Source organism: Roseburia sp. AM16-25 (assembly GCF_003473825.1).
GTDB lineage: Bacteria > Bacillota > Clostridia > Lachnospirales > Lachnospiraceae > Pararoseburia > Pararoseburia lenta.
In genome coordinates this window covers 111,918-129,987 of sequence record NZ_QUCW01000004.1, presented here as the reverse complement: position 1 = coordinate 129,987, position 18,070 = coordinate 111,918, and the positions used below count along the sequence as shown (strand labels likewise).

At 46.3% G+C, this 18,070-nt stretch carries 16 protein-coding genes and 1 tRNA gene; all 17 read left to right on the top strand.

All coding sequences use genetic code 11. The annotated features are described in order from the left end of the window. The gene (locus DW183_RS10725) at positions 1-897 is read left to right on the top strand and encodes a polyprenyl synthetase family protein (RefSeq protein ID WP_118281999.1); all 897 of its coding nucleotides are present in this window, start codon (positions 1-3) and stop codon (positions 895-897) included. Positions 898-909: 12 nt separating this feature from the next. Continuing rightward, entirely contained in the window at positions 910-2,763 is a 1,854-nt protein-coding gene (gene dxs / locus DW183_RS10720) for a 1-deoxy-D-xylulose-5-phosphate synthase (RefSeq protein ID WP_118281998.1), read from the top strand. A gap of 11 nt (positions 2,764-2,774) precedes the next feature. Next, positions 2,775-3,578 (top strand): TlyA family RNA methyltransferase, encoded by an 804-nt coding sequence (locus tag DW183_RS10715; RefSeq protein ID WP_118281997.1) that lies wholly within the window; start codon positions 2,775-2,777, stop codon positions 3,576-3,578. Positions 3,579-3,580: 2 nt separating this feature from the next. Next, the gene (locus tag DW183_RS10710; protein ID WP_118281996.1) at positions 3,581-4,435 is read left to right on the top strand and encodes an NAD(+)/NADH kinase; all 855 of its coding nucleotides are present in this window, start codon (positions 3,581-3,583) and stop codon (positions 4,433-4,435) included. Positions 4,436-4,480: 45 nt separating this feature from the next. Continuing rightward, positions 4,481-4,942, top strand: a complete 462-nt coding sequence (gene argR, locus DW183_RS10705; protein ID WP_118281995.1) for an arginine repressor — start codon at positions 4,481-4,483, stop codon at positions 4,940-4,942. Between the two features lie 20 nt (positions 4,943-4,962). Continuing rightward, the gene (gene recN / locus DW183_RS10700) at positions 4,963-6,639 is read left to right on the top strand and encodes a DNA repair protein RecN (protein ID WP_118281994.1); all 1,677 of its coding nucleotides are present in this window, start codon (positions 4,963-4,965) and stop codon (positions 6,637-6,639) included. A gap of 71 nt (positions 6,640-6,710) precedes the next feature. Further along, positions 6,711-7,919 carry a SpoIVB peptidase gene (spoIVB, locus tag DW183_RS10695; protein WP_158573073.1) on the top strand — a complete coding sequence of 403 codons (1,209 nt, stop codon included), beginning with the start codon at positions 6,711-6,713 and terminating at the stop codon, positions 7,917-7,919. Between the two features lie 100 nt (positions 7,920-8,019). After that, positions 8,020-8,805 carry a sporulation transcription factor Spo0A gene (spo0A, locus tag DW183_RS10690; protein ID WP_118281992.1) on the top strand — a complete coding sequence of 262 codons (786 nt, stop codon included), beginning with the start codon at positions 8,020-8,022 and terminating at the stop codon, positions 8,803-8,805. 190 nt (positions 8,806-8,995) lie between these two features. Further along, a tRNA-Thr gene (locus DW183_RS10685) sits at positions 8,996-9,068 on the top strand. A 34-nt stretch (positions 9,069-9,102) separates the two neighbouring features. Continuing rightward, on the top strand, positions 9,103-10,032 hold the full coding sequence (locus DW183_RS10680) for a DUF5688 family protein (protein WP_118281991.1): 930 nt from the start codon (positions 9,103-9,105) through the stop codon (positions 10,030-10,032). A gap of 80 nt (positions 10,033-10,112) precedes the next feature. Continuing rightward, positions 10,113-10,430 carry a hypothetical protein gene (locus DW183_RS10675; RefSeq protein WP_118281990.1) on the top strand — a complete coding sequence of 106 codons (318 nt, stop codon included), beginning with the start codon at positions 10,113-10,115 and terminating at the stop codon, positions 10,428-10,430. Between the two features lie 3 nt (positions 10,431-10,433). Further along, positions 10,434-11,069, top strand: coding sequence for an epoxyqueuosine reductase QueH (locus DW183_RS10670; protein WP_118281989.1), 636 nt, complete (start codon positions 10,434-10,436; stop codon positions 11,067-11,069). Positions 11,070-11,074: 5 nt separating this feature from the next. Continuing rightward, positions 11,075-12,451, top strand: a complete 1,377-nt coding sequence (gene argH, locus DW183_RS10665) for an argininosuccinate lyase (protein ID WP_118281988.1) — start codon at positions 11,075-11,077, stop codon at positions 12,449-12,451. A gap of 145 nt (positions 12,452-12,596) precedes the next feature. Further along, positions 12,597-13,688 carry an aspartate-semialdehyde dehydrogenase gene (gene asd, locus DW183_RS10660; RefSeq protein ID WP_118281987.1) on the top strand — a complete coding sequence of 364 codons (1,092 nt, stop codon included), beginning with the start codon at positions 12,597-12,599 and terminating at the stop codon, positions 13,686-13,688. 139 nt (positions 13,689-13,827) lie between these two features. Beyond that, positions 13,828-15,189 carry an ATP-binding protein gene (locus DW183_RS10655; protein WP_118281986.1) on the top strand — a complete coding sequence of 454 codons (1,362 nt, stop codon included), beginning with the start codon at positions 13,828-13,830 and terminating at the stop codon, positions 15,187-15,189. A 4-nt stretch (positions 15,190-15,193) separates the two neighbouring features. Next, positions 15,194-17,278 (top strand): DNA topoisomerase, encoded by a 2,085-nt coding sequence (locus DW183_RS10650; protein WP_118281985.1) that lies wholly within the window; start codon positions 15,194-15,196, stop codon positions 17,276-17,278. Positions 17,279-17,296: 18 nt separating this feature from the next. Beyond that, positions 17,297-17,974, top strand: a complete 678-nt coding sequence (locus DW183_RS10645; RefSeq protein ID WP_118281984.1) for a UDP-N-acetylglucosamine pyrophosphorylase — start codon at positions 17,297-17,299, stop codon at positions 17,972-17,974. Positions 17,975-18,070 lie beyond the last annotated feature (96 nt).

Sequence of the window (18,070 nt, the reverse complement as noted above, 5' to 3'; positions counted from 1 at the left end):
ATGGATATCAATAAGGAAATCGCCTATAAGGCAAGCGACGCAGACCGTATGATCTACCGTGTGTTACCGGCGGAAAAAGGTTATCAGAAGACAGTATTTCAGGCAATGAACTATAGTGTTTTGGCAGGGGGCAAGCGGATCCGTCCTATCCTCATGCTGGAGACTTACAAATTATTCGGTGGTTCCAACAAGGCAATCGAATCTTTTGTGGCAGCGATCGAAATGATCCACACATATTCTTTGGTGCATGATGATCTGCCAGCCATGGATGATGATGAATTGCGCCGTGGCAAATTGACGACACATGCCAAATTCGGCGAGGCTATGGGCGTTTTAGCAGGTGATGGCTTGCTCAATTATGCCTTTGAGATTGCGCTGGATACTTTGGATGAGACCAAGGGGGCAGACAACAGGGCTGTCATCCGTTCACTCAAGGTTCTGGCAAAAAAAGCCGGTATTTATGGCATGATCGGCGGTCAGGTTGTAGATGTGGAAGCCGAGAAACAATACGGTATCTCCAAGAATCGTTTGGACTTTATCTATGAGTTGAAGACCGGAGCCCTGATCGAGGCAGCCATGATGATCGGTGCTATTTTAGGTGGCGCGACGGATGAAGAAGTCGAACAGATCGAAGAGGTGGCAAAAAAGATCGGACTTGCTTTCCAGATCCAGGATGATGTCTTGGATGTGATCGGTGAGACAGAGACAATCGGTAAATCCGTTGGCAGTGATGAGAAGAACCAGAAGGCAACTTATGTTGTATTTGAAGGTTTAGAAAAAGCAAAGCAGGAAGTAGCAGATCTGACAGACGATGCGATCGCTATTTTACAAGAACTTCCATACGAAAATCCATTTTTGACAGAACTTTTACGATGGATGGTGCTTCGCGATAAGTAGAGGATGAGACTTATGGTGTTAGATAAGATACAAAAAGAAAATGATATTAAGAATTTGACACCGGCAGAGATAGATGTCTTACGACAGGAGATCCGTACTTTTTTGATCGAAAAGATCTCAGAACTCGGCGGACATTTGGCGTCCAACTTAGGAACCGTGGAACTGACGATGGCATTGCATCTTTTTTTGGATTTTCCAAAGGATAAGATCGTGTGGGACGTGGGACACCAGTCTTATACCCACAAGATACTGACCGGCCGCAAGGACGACTTTGATCATCTGCGCCAGTATGGTGGTATGAGTGGCTTCCCAAAGCGGACAGAGAGTCCGTGCGATTCCTTTGATACCGGACACAGTTCTACTTCCATCTCCGCAGGACTTGGACTGGCATGGGCGAGAGAGTTACAGAATGAGGACTACAAGGTGGTTTCTGTGATCGGTGACGGAGCCCTGACAGGCGGTATGGCATATGAGGCGATGAATAATGCCGCCGCCCTCAAGAAGAATTTTATCATCATATTAAATGATAACAATATGTCGATCTCAGAAAATGTCGGCGGGATGTCCAGACATTTGTCAAAACTGCGTACCAGCACGAACTATGTGGAATTAAAAGAGGGCGTGCAGTCTTCTTTGGAAAAGATCCCGGTTTATGGCGAGCGCATTGTATCCGGTATTCGCAAGACCAAGAGCAGTATCAAACAGATGGTGATCCCGGGGATGATCTTTGAAGATATGGGGATCATGTATCTAGGACCTGTGGATGGGCACGACATATCCGCTATGCTCAAAGTCTTTCAGGAGGCTTCGCAGGTACAGGGACCGGTCTTAGTGCATGTTCTTACCAAGAAAGGATATGGCTACCGCCCGGCAGAAAGACATCCGTCCCGTTTCCACGGTACGGCACCTTTTGATATTGAGACAGGGATCCCGCTTTCCCATGGGAAAGCGACCTATACCGATGTATTTTCAACCGTTATGCGCAAGATGGGAGACCGGGATGACAAGTTAGTTGCCATCACCGCAGCCATGGCAGACGGTTGTGGACTCAAGCGTTTTCACAATATGTTCCCGGATCGTTTCTTTGATGTGGGGATTGCGGAAGAACACGCCGTGACCTTTGCCGCTGCACTTGCAGCAGGAGGCATGCATCCGGTCTTTGCGGTCTATTCCTCCTTTTTACAGAGAGGCTATGACCAGATGCTGCATGATGTCTGTATGCAAAATCTTCCGGTTGTATTTGCTATTGACCGGGCGGGACTTGTCGGCAGTGATGGAGAGACCCATCAGGGCGTTTTTGATCTGTCCTATTTGACTGAAATGCCGAATATGACTGTCATGGCACCGAAAAATAAATGGGAACTTTCCGATATGTTAAAGTATGCGATCGCTTATGATGCACCGATCGCCCTTCGTTATCCGAGAGGAGAGGCATATGACGGCTTGCAGGAACACCGTCAGCCGATCGTCTACGGCAAGTGTGAGGAGATCACAGTGGGGCAGGATATACTCCTGTTTGCTTTGGGCAGTATGGTAAAGACCGCCGAGGCTGTCTGCGGGCAGTTAAAGGAAAAAGGCATAGAGGCAACGCTTGTCAATGCCAGATTTGCCAAGCCTTTTGATGCGGCATATTTAAAAGAAGCCATGACCAAGCACTCTATGATCGTTATTTTGGAGGAAAATGTAGCCTTGGGCGGCTTTGGTGAGCATGTGGCATGTTTCCTTCGTCGGGAGGGCTATGAAGGACAGATCCTTTCTATTGCGATCGGAGACCATTTTGTAGAGCATGGCAATGTGGCAGTCTTGCAAAAAGAATTAGGGATCGATGCCGATGGTATCACGCGGCAGATCTTAGAAAAATTATAGGATAGATAAGCATGAAAGAACGTTTGGATGTTTTATTGGTGCAAAAAGGACTTGCCCCTTCCAGAGAAAAGGCAAAGACCATGATCATGGAGGGTAATGTCTTTGTAGACAACCAGAGAGAAGATAAGGCGGGCACTTTTTTTGATCCGTCCGTGAATATTGAGATCCATGGCAATACCCTGCGTTATGTCAGCCGTGGCGGACTGAAACTGGAAAAGGCAATGGCACAGTTTGGCATTACCCTAGATGACAAGGTCTGCATGGATATCGGGGCATCGACCGGAGGCTTTACCGATTGTATGTTACAAAACGGAGCAAAGAAGGTCTATGCCGTGGATGTAGGATATGGACAGTTTGCCTGGAAACTGCGGCAGGATCCGCGGGTGGTCTGCATGGAAAAGACCAACATCCGCTATGTGACACCGGAGGACATCGGGGACGCTTTGAATTTTGCGTCCGTGGATGTATCTTTTATTTCCCTGACCAAGGTCTTGGGACCGGCAAAGGAACTTTTAAAAGACGGCGGACAGATGGTATGTCTCATCAAACCCCAGTTTGAAGCAGGTAAGGACAAGGTCGGAAAAAAAGGCGTGGTAAGGGATCCGGCAGTACATAAAGAGGTGATCGAGCGCGTGATCTTATTTGCAAAGTCCATCGGATTTGGCATCCTGCATCTGGATTATTCGCCGATCAAGGGACCGGAAGGAAATATCGAGTATCTGGTACATATCGTAAAGGATGCCGAGGCGGAGAGCCAAGAAGTGATTGATGTGGGGGCAGTTGTAGCGGCAGCCCATGGAGAACTGGATAAATAGGCATGAAACATTTTTTTGTTGTAGCAAGAGAAGATAAAAAAGAAATCTTAGAATTTGTGCAGAAACTGACGGATTATATCGAAAAAAAGGGCGGAACCTGCTCCTATGGGATCAATCCGGATGATGCATTAGAAGCAGAACTGGATGTGCCGGAGGACACACAGGGAATCTTAGTTGCCGGCGGTGACGGTACGGTGATCCGGGCTGCACAGAATATTTTTGGAAAAAATATCCCAATGATCGGGATCAACCGCGGGCATCTGGGCTATCTGTGTGATCTGGATGATGCATCGGTCTATGATGCCATCGATGCCATGATGGCAGGTGATTACAGTATTGAAGAACGGATGATGTTGTCCGGGCATATGGTAGATGCCCAGGGCAATGCGGGCAAAGAGATCCAGGCACTCAATGATATTGTGCTTTGTTCGAGTGCAGGCCTGCAGGTCATGCGTGTTGTTGTTTATGTCAATGGGCAGTATCTTTATGCCTATAATTGTGATGGGGTAATCTTTGCGACACCGACCGGATCAACGGCATACAATCTTTCCGCCAATGGTCCGATCGTCAATCCTATGACCAATCTCATCCTTCTGACACCGATCAATCCGCATACCCTAAATGCCAGAAGTATTGTTCTGGATCCCTATGATGAATTGGTGATCGAGATCGAGTCGCGCAGGGAAGATGGGACAGAGGAAGCCGAGATCAGTTTTGACGGCAATCACAAGAGATTATTGCATCCGGGAGAAAAACTCGTTGTACATCGGGCAAAGGAGACCACAAAGATGATTCATTTGCGGGATGTGAGTTTTTTGGATCGCATCCGTACCAAGTTACAGGCGGATGACGATTGATGGAGTATAGATAGAGTTGTTTGATACAGTATAAGAGGTAAGGACATGAAAGCAGAACGTCAGGCAAAGATCTTGGATCTGATCGTAAAAAAGGAGATTGGCACGCAGGAAGAATTGACCATGGAATTGGAACGTGCCGGATTTGTGGCAACACAAGCCACGGTTTCCCGAGATATTCGAGAGATGAAACTGACAAAGGTAGCCATGAGCGATGGAAAACTACGCTATGTGGCATATCGTAAGACCGAAGAGAAGATGGCGGAAAAATATATCCGCATTTTCCGGGATGGTTATGTGTCTATGGATAACGCACAGAACATTCTTGTCATCAAGACCGTTTCCGGGATGGCGATGGCAGTGGCAGCAGCACTCGATCATATGGAATTGCCGGAGATCGTGGGAAGTATCGCCGGGGATGATACGATCATGTGCGCGGTCCGCAGTGTAGACGATACCATTGTGATCATGAGTAGATTAAGGAAACTAGTTGAGAATAAAAATGCTTAAGAAGAGTGAAAGGAGCAAGTATGCTTGAAAATTTACACGTCAAAAACCTTGCACTCATCGAGGAGGAGGACATCACCTTCTTGGACGGACTGCATATCCTGTCCGGAGAGACCGGTGCCGGAAAGTCCATTATTTTAGGGGCGCTTGGTCTGGCACTTGGTGGAAAGGTGTCAAAAGACATGTTGCGGGATCCCGGTAAGGAAGCCTTGGTCGAGGCTGTCTTTCGCATCACCAGGGACTCGCAGAGAAAGCAGTTGGCAGAACTGGATATCGAGCCTTATGATGATGAGGTCATCCTCAGCCGTAAGATCACGGAGAGCCGCAGTGTGGCAAAGATCAATGGCGAGATGGTACCGGCGATCAAGATGAAAGAGGTGGGGGATATCTTTTTGGATATCCATGGGCAGAATGACCATCAATCCCTGCTCCACAAAAAAAAGCATCTGGAAATGTTGGATGAGTATGCCAAAAATGAAGTAGGACCGCTCAAAGAGCGTATGCAGACAGCCTACAAGACCTATGCCACAAAGCAGCAGGAATGGAAGGAAGCCAACCAGTTGGATGGCGACAGGGAGCGCGAGATCTCATTCTTAGAGTATGAGATCAAAGAGATCACAGAGGCAAATTTGGAGATCGGAGAAGATGCGCGCTTTGAAAATCAGTATCGCAGATTATCCAACAGCAAACGGATCATGGAGGCACTTTCCGAGGCATACCAGCAGACCAGCGGCAGTGATGGGGCATCGGAACAGGTAGGAAGGGCTGTGCAGCGTCTGCATCAGATCCTGTCTTATGATGAAGCCTTAGAGCCTATGTTTGAAAGTTTAAATGACATCGACAGCCTGCTTTCTGATTTCAACCGTGATCTGTCACAGTATATGGCTGAGACAGAGTTTGACGAGGAAATGTTTGCCCAGATCGACGGCAGACTCAATGAGATCAACCGCCTCAAGGACAAATATGGCGCGACCATTGAGGATATTCTGGCGGCAAAGCAGGAAAAGGAAGACCGCTTGGAAAAACTCATGCACCACGAAGCCTATCTTGCTAAGTTGACGCAGGCTTTAAATGACGCCAAAAAAGAAGCAGAGGATGCGGCATTTGCCCTGTCCGGTATGCGCAAACGCTATGCTAAGGAACTCTCCGGCAAGGTAGAAGAAGCCCTGATGGATCTGAATTTTCTGGATGTGCATTTTTCCATGGAATTTTTGCAGACAGATCATATCGGCGCAGACGGTTATGACGATGCACAGTTTATGATCCGTACCAATCCGGGAGAGCCGATCCGTCCGCTCAAGGATATAGCATCCGGTGGTGAGATGTCGCGTATCATGTTAGCAATCAAGACGGTACTGGCAGAGCATGATGATATTGATACTTTGATCTTTGATGAGATCGATGCCGGAATCAGTGGTCGTACAGCGCAGGCAGTATCGGAGAAACTCCATTTGGTCGCAAAGGAACATCAGGTCATTTGCATCACGCATCTGCCACAGATCGCAGCCATGGCAGATCATCATTATCTGATCCAGAAGGATGTGGTAGGCAATGAGACCATATCTTCGATCGAGGCACTTTCTTATCATGACAGCATCAAGGAACTGGCGCGTATGCTTGGCGGAACGACCATCACGCAGACGGTCTTAGACAATGCCAAGGAGATGAAAGATCTGGCACAAGGCAAGAAAGATGTTTAAAATAAGGCAAAACTAACATACTAAAGGAAGGACAAATGTCCTTCCTTTTCTTTTTCATGGAGGTTTTGCTTATGTTTGCATGGTATCAGAAAAATCGCAAAAAAACAGCCATAGCCTACGGCATTGTATATGTCATAGCCTGCTATTTTATGCTTTTATCCTATATTCCCAAAGAGGTTGTTTTGCAAAAAGCCAGTGATAAGATCTCACTGGCGGCACCTATTCGTGTGCAGGAAGCCCATACAGAAGAGACCGTGCAGACGGAGCGTGGAAGCGATGCCAAGGGCATACAAAAGACCTATACCTGTAAACTGTTTGGTCTAATCCCGATCGCGACCATGAGCGGGACCGTTGTCGGAGATCAGTCCGTGGATGCTGTGGGAAGACCGGTCGGTATTTATCTGCAGACTCAGGGCATCTATGTTGCCGGTTTAAAAGAGATCCAGACTGTATCCGGAGAAAAAGTATCTCCCTGTGCTTATATTTTGCAGGAGGGAGACTACATTACGGGGCGGGATGGAAAAGAACTTTCAGACAAGGAGGACTTGCAGGAGGCGGTAGAAGCGTCAAAAGGGCAGGCCATGGTTCTGTCCGTCGTAAGACATGGGGAAGAAATGGAAGTCAAAGTCCAGCCGCAGGAAACGGAGGATGGCTCATATAAGTTAGGCATTTGGGTCAAAGATGATGTGGCAGGGGTAGGAACCCTGACCTATGTCAAGGAGGATGGTTCTTTTGGGGCGCTGGGACATGGTATCAGCGCGACATCGGGAAGTCAGGCGCTTAGTATGAAAGAGGGCTATCTGTATGAGACCAGCATTACCGGGATCACGCCTAGCAGCATCGGTTCGCCGGGGGAGATCTCAGGTCTGATCCATTATGGCAGTGCGGCGCGGCTGGGAGAGATCACGCGCAATTCCAATGTGGGCATTTATGGCAAGATGAATGGGACGGCAAAGACGGCATATGCGGGAAACTCCTATGCGGTTGCTTATAAACAGGAGATCAAGCGGGAGGGGGCGACCATCCTGTTTGGCGAAGGCGATGCGGTGGAGGCTTATCAGATCATGATCGACCAGATCGATTATGAACCAAAGGAAAAGAATAAATCTTTTGTCTTTCATGTGACGGATGAAAAACTCATCGACCAGATGGGCGGGATCGTTCAGGGCATGAGTGGATCGCCCATCATTCAGGAAGGCAGGATCATTGGCGCAGTAACGCACGTTTTTATCAATGATCCTACAAAAGGATACGGCATTTTCATTGAGGAAATGCTATAGGATTTGTAAATATCATTTTTCGCGACTACTTTCGACAGCATACATACAAAATATGCTGAATAATGAGGAACGTAGATTTTGAAGAAAGTAGGAGGATGGTATGGACAAACTCAATGTGGCAATCGCAGACGATAATGATCTGATGCGTCAGTTGCTAGACACCATCGTACAGTCGGATGAAGAACTTTCAGTAGTTGGAACAGCAAAAGATGGGGAAGAAGCGTATCAGATGATCAAGGAGAAAGAGCCGGATGTGGTACTGCTTGATATCGTGATGCCAAAGATGGACGGACTGGGGGTCCTGGATAAAGTACAGCGGGATACGAGTATTAAAAAGACACCGAACTTTATCATGGTAAGTGCCGTCAACCAGCCACAGGTCACAGAGGATGCCTTTGCTCTTGGGGCAGATTATTTTATCATGAAGCCTTTTGATAAAGATACGATCATTCAGCGGATCAAAAAGACAAGAAGAACCCGTGCCTTTGTAGAGCCCGGTTTTTATCAGAAAAAGACGAAGGAGCATACCGAGGCTGCCTTAGAGGCAGATGTGACAAATATCATTCATGAGATCGGGGTACCGGCACATATCAAAGGTTACCAGTACTTAAGGGATGCGATCGTCATGTCCGTACAGGATATTGAGATGCTCAATTCCATTACGAAAGTCTTGTATCCGACGATCGCAAAGAAATATGATACGACCACGAGTCGTGTGGAACGTGCCATCCGGCATGCGATTGAAGTGGCATGGAGCAGGGGCAGGATGGATACTATTGATGCACTGTTTGGATACACTATCAATCATGGCAAGGGCAAGCCGACCAATTCGGAATTTATCGCCCTGATCACAGATAAGATCCGCTTGGACTACAAATTACGCTAGGCAGGAGGGACGTTCCTTTTGCCATGAGGAGCGTTCCTTTTGGACTTGGGACTGGCACAGACCAGCATCCTGTGCCCTGTCCGCCTGCTGGTCTGTGCCAGTCCCAAGCCCAAAGGAACGCATCTTCGATTTGCAAAAAGATAAAAAAATCGTTGCCAAAACAGAAAACTTTCGATATAATAATTTCGTTGCTCCGATAGCTCAGTTGGTAGAGCACTTCACTCGTAATGAAGGGGTCGTCAGTTCGAGTCTGATTCGGAGCTTTTTCCATTTGCGCATGTCTGAATCGGAGGGTTTATGACATACGAAATATTTAAAAAGGAATTGATTTCCTTACTTGAGGAGCGGATTGACGCGGATCAGGAGATTGATGTGCGCCCTGTTCTCAAGAACAACGATCTATGGTTAGACGGACTGAGCATCCTTCAGTCATCTGTCAACATTTCCCCAACCATTTATTTACATACGTGTTATGAGATTTTTCAAGAGGGATCGTCCCTGACAGAAATCGCAGACCGCATACTTGCCAGTTTTTCTGAGTATCGCCTGAAAGAGGATGTGGATCTATCTTTTTTCACGGATTTTTCCAAAGTGCGGGAAAATATTATCTACAAACTGGTCAATATGGAAAAGAACAAAGAACTTTTGGCAGAAGTGCCGTTTGTTCCCTATTTGGATCTAGCAGTGGTATTTTGCTATTATATTTTGGCGGATGAGACCTTCCCTGAGCAAATGACAAGGAGTAATGCGTCTATCCTGATCCGAAATGATATGTTAGATATCTGGCATATCACGCCGAAAGAACTCTTATCTTATGCACGCCGCAACACGCCAAAATTGCTTGCACCAAAGATGCATTCCTTTTCGGGACTGGTGGATTCTATGCTGGAAGCAGCAGGGCAGAGTCTGCCGGAACTTGAAGACATGGAAGATCTGGCAGATTTTCAGATGTATGTGCTGACCAATGCCAACCAGTATTTTGGGGCGGCAGTCATGTTGTATCCGCAGATCATGCAAAAATGTGCGAAAGTGACAGAAAGCGATTTTGTTATCTTGCCGAGCAGTGTGCATGAGTTGATCTTGCTGCCTTATCAAAATCGCTTTGATCTGGAGGAAATGTCTGCCCTGGTACGTCAGGTCAATGCTACCTGTGTGATGCCGGAAGAAGTCCTTTCTGACCATGTGTATTATTATGACCATGTCAACAATCGCGTCAGTTATTCCTGATGAGAAAAGGTGGTAGTTGTTTCTTCTTTTAAAACTTGCTATAATGGGCTAAGTGAAAAGAACAGGAGAGGACACTTAAAATGACAAAAGCAATCAAAGTATTTAAAAATAAACCAATCATACCACTTGGAATTTTTCTGGCGGTGACCGTAGTATTGATCGTCGTGAGTTTTGCGGTATTAAATATTCCCATTGTGGCAATCTGTTCGATCGCCATTTTGGAAGTGCTGCTCAGCGCACTTTTAAACCGGATCCCGCTCTGGGTACATGGGCTCCTTGTGATCGCACAGATCGCGGCAGGATTTATCTTTGGCAGAGCCGTTTTTATGGTACTCATGGCAATCGTATATGTACTGGCAGTGGCATTTTTATATCTTTGGACATCTGAGGAAGCATAGTACATGAAGCAGAATTATCAACGTCTTTTGGATCAAACGATTCTTCAGTTGCAGGAGCAGGGCAGGGTGCCGAGACTTCTTTTGCACGCCTGCTGTGCGCCCTGCAGTTCTTATGTCTTGGAGTATCTGTCCGCTTATTTTTTGATCACCGTATTCTATTACAATCCCAATATTTACCCGGATGAAGAATATAACAAACGTGTGGCAGAACAAAAGGCTTTTATCGAACGTTTTCCGGCAAAGCATCCGATCTCTTTTGTGGAGGGAGACTTTGACAAAGAGCGTTTTTATGAAGTGACCAAGGGACTGGAGAAGGAGCCGGAGGGTGGAAAGCGGTGCCAGCAGTGTTTTCGTCTTCGGTTGGAAGAGACGGCGAAACTGGCAAAAGCAATGCAGATGGACTATTTTACGACGACACTCTCCATCAGTCCCATGAAAAATGCCCAGATGCTCAATGAAATCGGCGGAGCACTGGCAAAAGACTATGGCATTTCGTATTTGTATTCGGATTTTAAGAAACGCGAGGGCTATAAGCGCAGCGTAGAATTATCAAAAGAGTATGGCATGTATCGGCAGGATTACTGTGGGTGTGTGTTTTCATATCGTAGCAGACAGCAGGAAAAAGAGGAAAGGAATTAAGTATTATGGCACAGTTATGGGGTGGACGATTCACCAAGGCAACCGATCAGTTAGTATATGATTTCAACGCTTCCATCGGATTCGACCAGCGGTTTTTTGCGGAAGACATCATGGGCAGCAAGGCACACGTCAAGATGCTTGCAAAACAGGGCATCCTTACGGAAGAGGAAAGGGATGAGATCTTAGTCGGACTGGAAGGCATCGAAAAAGATGTGGCAGACGGCAAACTTGCCATCACATCCGAATATGAGGATATTCATAGTTTTGTGGAGGCAAATCTGATCGACCGTATCGGTGATCCGGGCAAGAAACTGCATACCGGACGCAGCAGAAACGATCAGGTGGCATTGGATATGCGCCTTTATACCAGAAGTCAGGTAGAACATACCAAGGATCTGCTCCATCATCTGCTTGAGACCATTCTTTCCATTATGGAAGATAACACAGAGACGATCATGCCGGGCTTTACCCATTTGCAAAAGGCACAGCCGATCACGCTTGCGCATCATATGGGGGCTTATTTTGAAATGTTTAAGCGTGATGTTTTGCGCTTGTCCGATATATACGAGCGCATGAATTATTGTCCTTTGGGCTCCGGCGCATTGGCAGGCACGACATATCCATTGGATCGTGATTATACTGCAGAACTGCTGGGATTTTACGGACCGACCGTCAACAGTATGGATGGTGTCAGCGACAGGGATTATCTGATCGAATACCTGAGTGCCATGTCTACCATCATGATGCATCTGAGCCGTTTTTCCGAAGAAGTCATCATCTGGAATTCCAATGAATACCGTTTTATTGAGATCGACGATGCCTATAGTACCGGAAGCAGTATCATGCCGCAGAAAAAGAACCCTGATATCGCGGAACTCGTGCGTGGTAAGACCGGGCGTGTCTATGGGGCACTGATGGGACTGCTTACGACCATGAAGGGCATTCCGCTTGCCTATAATAAGGATATGCAGGAAGATAAAGAAATGGCATTTGATGCGATGGATACGGTCAATGGCTGCATCCAACTCTTTGATGGCATGTTAGAGACCATGACTTTCCGCAAAGACGTCATGGAAAAGAGCGCCAGACATGGCTTTACCAATGCGACCGATGCCGCAGATTATCTGGTAGGCAAGGGCGTACCGTTCCGGGATGCGCATGGCATTATCGGACGTGTGGTTCTCTATTGCATTGATAAGGGTATCGCGATCGATGATATGTCATTGGAGGAATTGAAAGAGTTCTCGGATGTCTTTGAAGAGGACATTTATGATGCCATTTCCATGTACACCTGTGTCAACAAGCGTCTGACGACGGGAGCACCGGGCAAGGAAGCAATGGAAACAGCCATTGCGTCTTACAAGGAATTTTTGAAAAAATAACCAAAAGAAATATGGAAAAAGGCAGGCATTTGTGGAATTTGTGTAAAATTGGAAAAGTGCTTGCTTTTTTTTATGGAATAACGTAACATATTTTCCTAGAAAGACAGTTGTCTGCGTAGAGCGGACATGTGAGAAGGAGAGCATCATGAGCGAAAAATTAAAAGTTGGTATTTTAGGTGGAACAGGTATGGTTGGACAGAGATTTATCTCTCTGCTGGAAAATCATCCATGGTTTGAGGTAACTACGATCGCAGCCAGCCCAAGAAGTGCAGGCAAGCGGTATGAGGATGCTGTGGGTGGACGTTGGAAAATGGACACACCAATGCCGGAAGCCGTAAAAGATATAGTGGTAAAGAATGTCAATGAAGTAGAAGATGTGGCAGCGGAGGTGGATTTTGTATTCTCTGCGGTTGACATGACAAAGGATGAGATCAAGGCGATCGAGGAAGCATATGCTAAGACTGAGACACCGGTCGTTTCCAATAACAGTGCACACAGATGGACACCGGATGTACCTATGGTTGTACCGGAGATTAACCCGGAACATATGCATGTGATCGAATATCAGAAGAAGAGACTGGGAACCAAGAGAGGATTTGTGGCAGTAAAGCCAAACTGCTCGATCCAGTCTTACGCACCGGTACTTACCGCATGGAAAGAGTTTGAGCCGTATGAAGTGGTAGCGACAACTTATCAGGCAATTTCCGGTGCAGGAAAGACCTTTAAGGATTGGCCGGAGATGGAAGGAAATATCATTCCATACATCGGTGGTGAAGAAGAAAAGAGTGAAAAAGAGCCACTCCGTATCTGGGGCTATGTGGATGAAGAAAAGGGCGAGATCGTACCGGCAACCAGCCCGGTCATCACTTGCCAGTGTATCCGTGTTCCGGTATTAAATGGTCATACCGCAGCCGTATTTGTGAAGTTTAAGAAAAATCCTACCAAAGAGCAGTTGATCGAGGCGTTGGAGAAATTCTCCGGACTGCCACAGGAGTTAAACCTTCCGAGTGCGCCAAAGCAGTTTATCCGTTACATGGAAGAGGATAACCGCCCACAGGTCACATTGGATGTCAACTATGAAAATGGTATGGGTATCAATGTGGGACGTTTGCGTGAGGACACGGTATATGACTGGAAGTTCGTTGGACTTTCTCATAATACAGTCCGCGGTGCAGCAGGCGGCGCAGTTCTTTGTGCAGAACTTTTAAAGGCACAGGGATATATCGCAAAGAAATAGATCATGTGGATCGGGACGAAGTTCTTAGGGCTTCGTCCTTTTTTTCTTGTCAATTTTCTCCTGCAAAGATATAATAGAAATTGCGACTTGTTAAATGCAGATTTATGTATTTGAGATAAAAAGAAATGGGGAAACATAGATGATCACACGAGCCACAGAGTATAAGAAATTAGAAGAATTATATAAAAAGAGCGGCAACCAGTTGTATATTTTGTATGGCAGGAGCGGTTGCGGTATGGAACTGCTCTTACAACTCTTTGCAAGGGATAAAAAGTGCTTTTATTATCATGCCAGAAATGCCTCTGCCGAGGAACAACTGCACCAGATGCAAAGGGAAATTGAAAAACAGTACGAGGTCAATCTGACCCGCGATTCCTATGATGAGTGCTTTAACCGCGTTAAGAGTGGGGATGCGTCCAAACTGGTTCTTATGATCGATGCTTTTGACCGCATTGTAAAAAAAGACCCGCATTTTATGGAAAGCATCTTAAAATTAAAGGCGCGCAGGCTTTATCCGGGACCGGTCATGATCCTGCTCTGTCATTCGTCCTTAGCGTGGGCGCATAAGGATATGGCAACTTGTCTGGGGGATGCCATGGCAAAGGTCGATGAGGTCATGAAGTTGGATGATATGAGTTTTCTGGATGTCGTCCGTGCCTTCCCGGAGTATTCGGTGGCACAGTGTGTTGAGACTTATGGTATCATCGGCGGCGTGCCGGATTATCTCAACCGCTGGAATGGGAAAAAGAGCATCAAGGAAAATATCTGCAATAATATCCTGCGGCCGCATGGCTATCTGTTTTCGGAGGCAGAGGATTTCATTGGAAGCGAACTGCGGGAGTTGTCTGTCTATGACACGATCTTGGCATCGATCGCATCCGGACATGAAAAATTAAATGATCTTTTTATGGATACCGGCTATTCGCGGGCAAAGATCAGTGTGTATATGAAAAATCTGGCGGCTTTTGATGTTGTTGAAAAAGTGGTTTCCTTCGAGACCGGCGGCTGGGATAACTCCAAGAAAGGGGTTTATCACATCCGCAATCATTTTGTGAATTTCTGGTTCACTTTTATCTATCCGCATTTGTCAGATTTTTATGTCATGAGTGCGGAAGCATTTTATGAAACTTATATTGAAAAGGAATTGGATACCTATCTGCAGCAGTATTTTGTCAGTGTCTGTACAGAATACCTGCAACTGTTAAACCATGTGGGACAGGTGCCGATTAAACTTGTAAAAATGGGAACCTGGGTAGGAAAAGAGGGATCCATTGATATTATCGGGCAAAATGCGCAGCGGGAAAATGTAGTTGGCATCTGCAGCTGGACAGAGGATGAATTTTCCTATGGAAGATACGAAAAACTTTTGGTGCAGATGAAAAAGGCAAAGATTTCTGCAAATGTGATCTATCTCTTCTCTGCCAAGAAATTTGATGCAGAGATCGAAAAACTGGCAGCAGAACATGCAGAGATCGTGCTGGTAGATATGACGGAGTTATAATTTTATGGGTAAATCCTTATTTATCGCAGAGAAACCGAGCGTTGCACAGCAGTTTGGTGCGGCTTTGGGTGAAAATCTGAGCAGACGTGACGGTTATCTGGAGGGAGAGCATATGGTCATTACCTGGTGCGTCGGACACCTGGTGACTATGAGTTATCCCGATGTTTATGATGAAAAATACAAAAAATGGCGTTTGGAGACACTTCCTTTTTTACCGACGGAGTTCAAATACGAGGTCATATCTTCAAGTGCCAAGCAGTATGGTATTGTTACCAGCCTGATGAAGCGGGACGATGTGGATACCATCTATGTCTGTACGGACTCGGGACGTGAGGGAGAATACATATATCGTCTGGTGGAACAGATGTCTGGCGTGACCGGCAAGGTCAGAAAGCGTGTCTGGATCGATTCGCAGACAGAGGAGGAAATCCTGCGTGGGGTCAAGGAGGCAAAAGATCTTTCGGAATATGACAATTTGTCCGATGCAGCCTATCTGCGCGCCAAAGAAGATTATCTGATGGGGATCAATTTTTCACGCTTGCTCTCGATCCGCTATGGCAATTCCATGGCAAATTTTTTGAATGAAAAATATTGTGTGGTGTCGGTCGGACGTGTCATGACCTGTGTTCTTGGCATGATCGTGCGCCGGGAAAGAGAAATCCGCAATTTTGAAAAGACACCATTTTACCGCGTGCTGGCGGGGGTCGATGTGGCAGGTGCTAATCTTTCCATGGAGTGGAAAGCGGTCGTGGGATCGCGCTATGAGAATTCGCCTTTGCTTTACAAGGAAAATGGCTTTAAAGAGATGGCGAGTGCCGTCAAACTGATCGAGGAGACCTTGGAGATGGAGCCCGGCAGTGCGGTTTTAGATGAAGAACGGCGCATCATGGGACAGGCAAAGGGAAGCATTGAGAAGATCGAAAAGAAGAAAGAAAAGAAAAAGCCGCCGCTTTTATACAACTTAGCGGAATTGCAGAATGACTGTTCCAAGTTCTTTAAGATCAGCCCGGACGAGACACTTGCGGTCGTGCAGGAACTCTATGAAAAGAAATTGGTTACCTATCCGCGAACGGATGCCAGAGTCTTATCGACGGCTGTGGCAAAGGAGATCCACAAGAATATCCGTGGACTTTTAGGCATTCCGGGTGTCCGGGACTACGCGCAGACCATCCTGGATCAGGAGATGTATAAGGGGCTTGCCAAGACACGTTATGTCAATGACAAGCAGATCACCGACCACTATGCCATCATTCCGACCGGACAGGGCTTGTCTGCCTTAAAGGGATTAAACAGCAGGGCGGTTTATATTTATGAGACGATCGTGCGTCGTTTTCTGGCGATCTTTTATCCGCCGGCAGAATATGAAAAGTTAAATCTTACTATAAAAAGTGGAAGTGAATACTTCTTTGCATCCGAGAAATATTTAAAAGAGCCGGGCTATCTTAGCCTGATGGAATATTCTTTCCGCAAGAAAAAAACTGCCACGGCGGATGCCAAGGAGGCAGCAGCGGTGGATAATGGCTCGGAGGAAAACGAGGGCGAAGAGTACGAGAATTTAAACATCAATATGGCGGAAGTCCTTGCCCAGATCAAAAAGGGCGACGAGGTTGGGATCGGCAGCATGCAGATCAAGGAAGGCGAGACTTCACCGCCAAAGCGCTACAATTCCGGTGCTATGATCCTTGCCATGGAAAATGCCGGGCAACTGATAGAGGATGAGGAATTGCGTTCCCAGATCAAGGGAAGCGGTATCGGAACCTCTGCAACGCGTGCAGAGATCCTAAAGAAACTGGTAAACAACAAGTATATTGCCCTAAATAAAAAGACCCAGATCTACACCCCGACCTTACAGGGAGAAATGATCTTTGACGTCGTGAATGCTTCGATCCCGTCACTTTTAAATCCGGAGTTGACGGCAAGTTGGGAAAAGGGGCTGACCTACGTGGCAGACGGTGAGATCACGGCGGATGAATATATGGTCAAATTGGAAAATTTTATCAAACAGAAGACTGCGCGCGTGCTGGCGAACAACAATCAATATGCCATGCAGGGGATGTACCGTGCAGCAGCACAATATTATAAAAAATAGAAAAGGATGGAAAAGAAAATGGAACATTGCAAAGTAAAAAACATGTATGACCTGACACAGACATTGGCAGCACCATTGCTTGAAACCGTGGATTATCCATGGGAGGCATTGCCAAAAATAGGAGAGTTTATTAAAGAAATCGGACCAAAGCTTGACCCGGAAGTTTTTGAACGGCGTGGAGAAAATATCTGGATTGCAAAATCGGTATCCATTGCAGCAACAGCTACATTAAATGGTCCGCTCATCATTGATGAAGACACCGAAGTACGTCCGGGCGCATTTATCCGTGGCAATGTTATTGTTGGTAAGAACTGTGTTGTAGGGAATTCAACAGAATTGAAAAATGTTATTCTGTTTAATGTTGTTCAGGTACCACATTATAATTATGTTGGAGATTCCGTACTTGGTTTCCATTCACATATGGGGGCTGGTTCCATTACCTCTAATGTTAAGAGTGATAAGACACTTGTGGTTGTAAAAGACCGCTATGAAAGCAAGGAAGAGATTGCGACAGGCCTTAAAAAATTCGGTGCAATGCTTGGCGATTATGTAGAAGTTGGATGTAACAGTGTATTAAATCCAGGTACGGTGGTATGCTCACATTCTAATATTTATCCAGTATCTTGTGTACGCGGAGTCATCCCGGCAAACTCCATTTTTAAAGATAAAGACCACGTGGTAAAAAAAGAAGCGTAGGAAAGCGCACGGAAAGAGAAAAAGGTCTAGACGAACCGCAGAAAATGTGAGAAAATAAGCAGAGTGTGTTAGTTATTTTTTTAACTAAGCAAGGCA

Bases quoted from the DNA above. Each gene is read 5' to 3' on its own strand.
- spoIVB (WP_158573073.1), top strand. From the start codon at position 6,711: ATGTTTGCATGGTATCAGAAAAATCGCAAAAAAACAGCCATAGCCTAC.
- argH (WP_118281988.1), top strand. From the start codon at position 11,075: ATGGCACAGTTATGGGGTGGACGATTCACCAAGGCAACCGATCAGTTA.
- argR (WP_118281995.1), top strand. From the start codon at position 4,481: ATGAAAGCAGAACGTCAGGCAAAGATCTTGGATCTGATCGTAAAAAAG.
- DW183_RS10650 (WP_118281985.1), top strand. From the start codon at position 15,194: ATGGGTAAATCCTTATTTATCGCAGAGAAACCGAGCGTTGCACAGCAG.
- DW183_RS10670 (WP_118281989.1), top strand. From the start codon at position 10,434: ATGAAGCAGAATTATCAACGTCTTTTGGATCAAACGATTCTTCAGTTG.
- DW183_RS10715 (WP_118281997.1), top strand. From the start codon at position 2,775: ATGAAAGAACGTTTGGATGTTTTATTGGTGCAAAAAGGACTTGCCCCT.
- DW183_RS10680 (WP_118281991.1), top strand. From the start codon at position 9,103: ATGACATACGAAATATTTAAAAAGGAATTGATTTCCTTACTTGAGGAG.
- recN (WP_118281994.1), top strand. From the start codon at position 4,963: ATGCTTGAAAATTTACACGTCAAAAACCTTGCACTCATCGAGGAGGAG.
- spo0A (WP_118281992.1), top strand. From the start codon at position 8,020: ATGGACAAACTCAATGTGGCAATCGCAGACGATAATGATCTGATGCGT.
- DW183_RS10645 (WP_118281984.1), top strand. From the start codon at position 17,297: ATGGAACATTGCAAAGTAAAAAACATGTATGACCTGACACAGACATTG.
- DW183_RS10675 (WP_118281990.1), top strand. From the start codon at position 10,113: ATGACAAAAGCAATCAAAGTATTTAAAAATAAACCAATCATACCACTT.
- DW183_RS10725 (WP_118281999.1), top strand. From the start codon at position 1: ATGGATATCAATAAGGAAATCGCCTATAAGGCAAGCGACGCAGACCGT.
- DW183_RS10710 (WP_118281996.1), top strand. From the start codon at position 3,581: ATGAAACATTTTTTTGTTGTAGCAAGAGAAGATAAAAAAGAAATCTTA.
- dxs (WP_118281998.1), top strand. From the start codon at position 910: ATGGTGTTAGATAAGATACAAAAAGAAAATGATATTAAGAATTTGACA.
- asd (WP_118281987.1), top strand. From the start codon at position 12,597: ATGAGCGAAAAATTAAAAGTTGGTATTTTAGGTGGAACAGGTATGGTT.
- DW183_RS10655 (WP_118281986.1), top strand. From the start codon at position 13,828: ATGATCACACGAGCCACAGAGTATAAGAAATTAGAAGAATTATATAAA.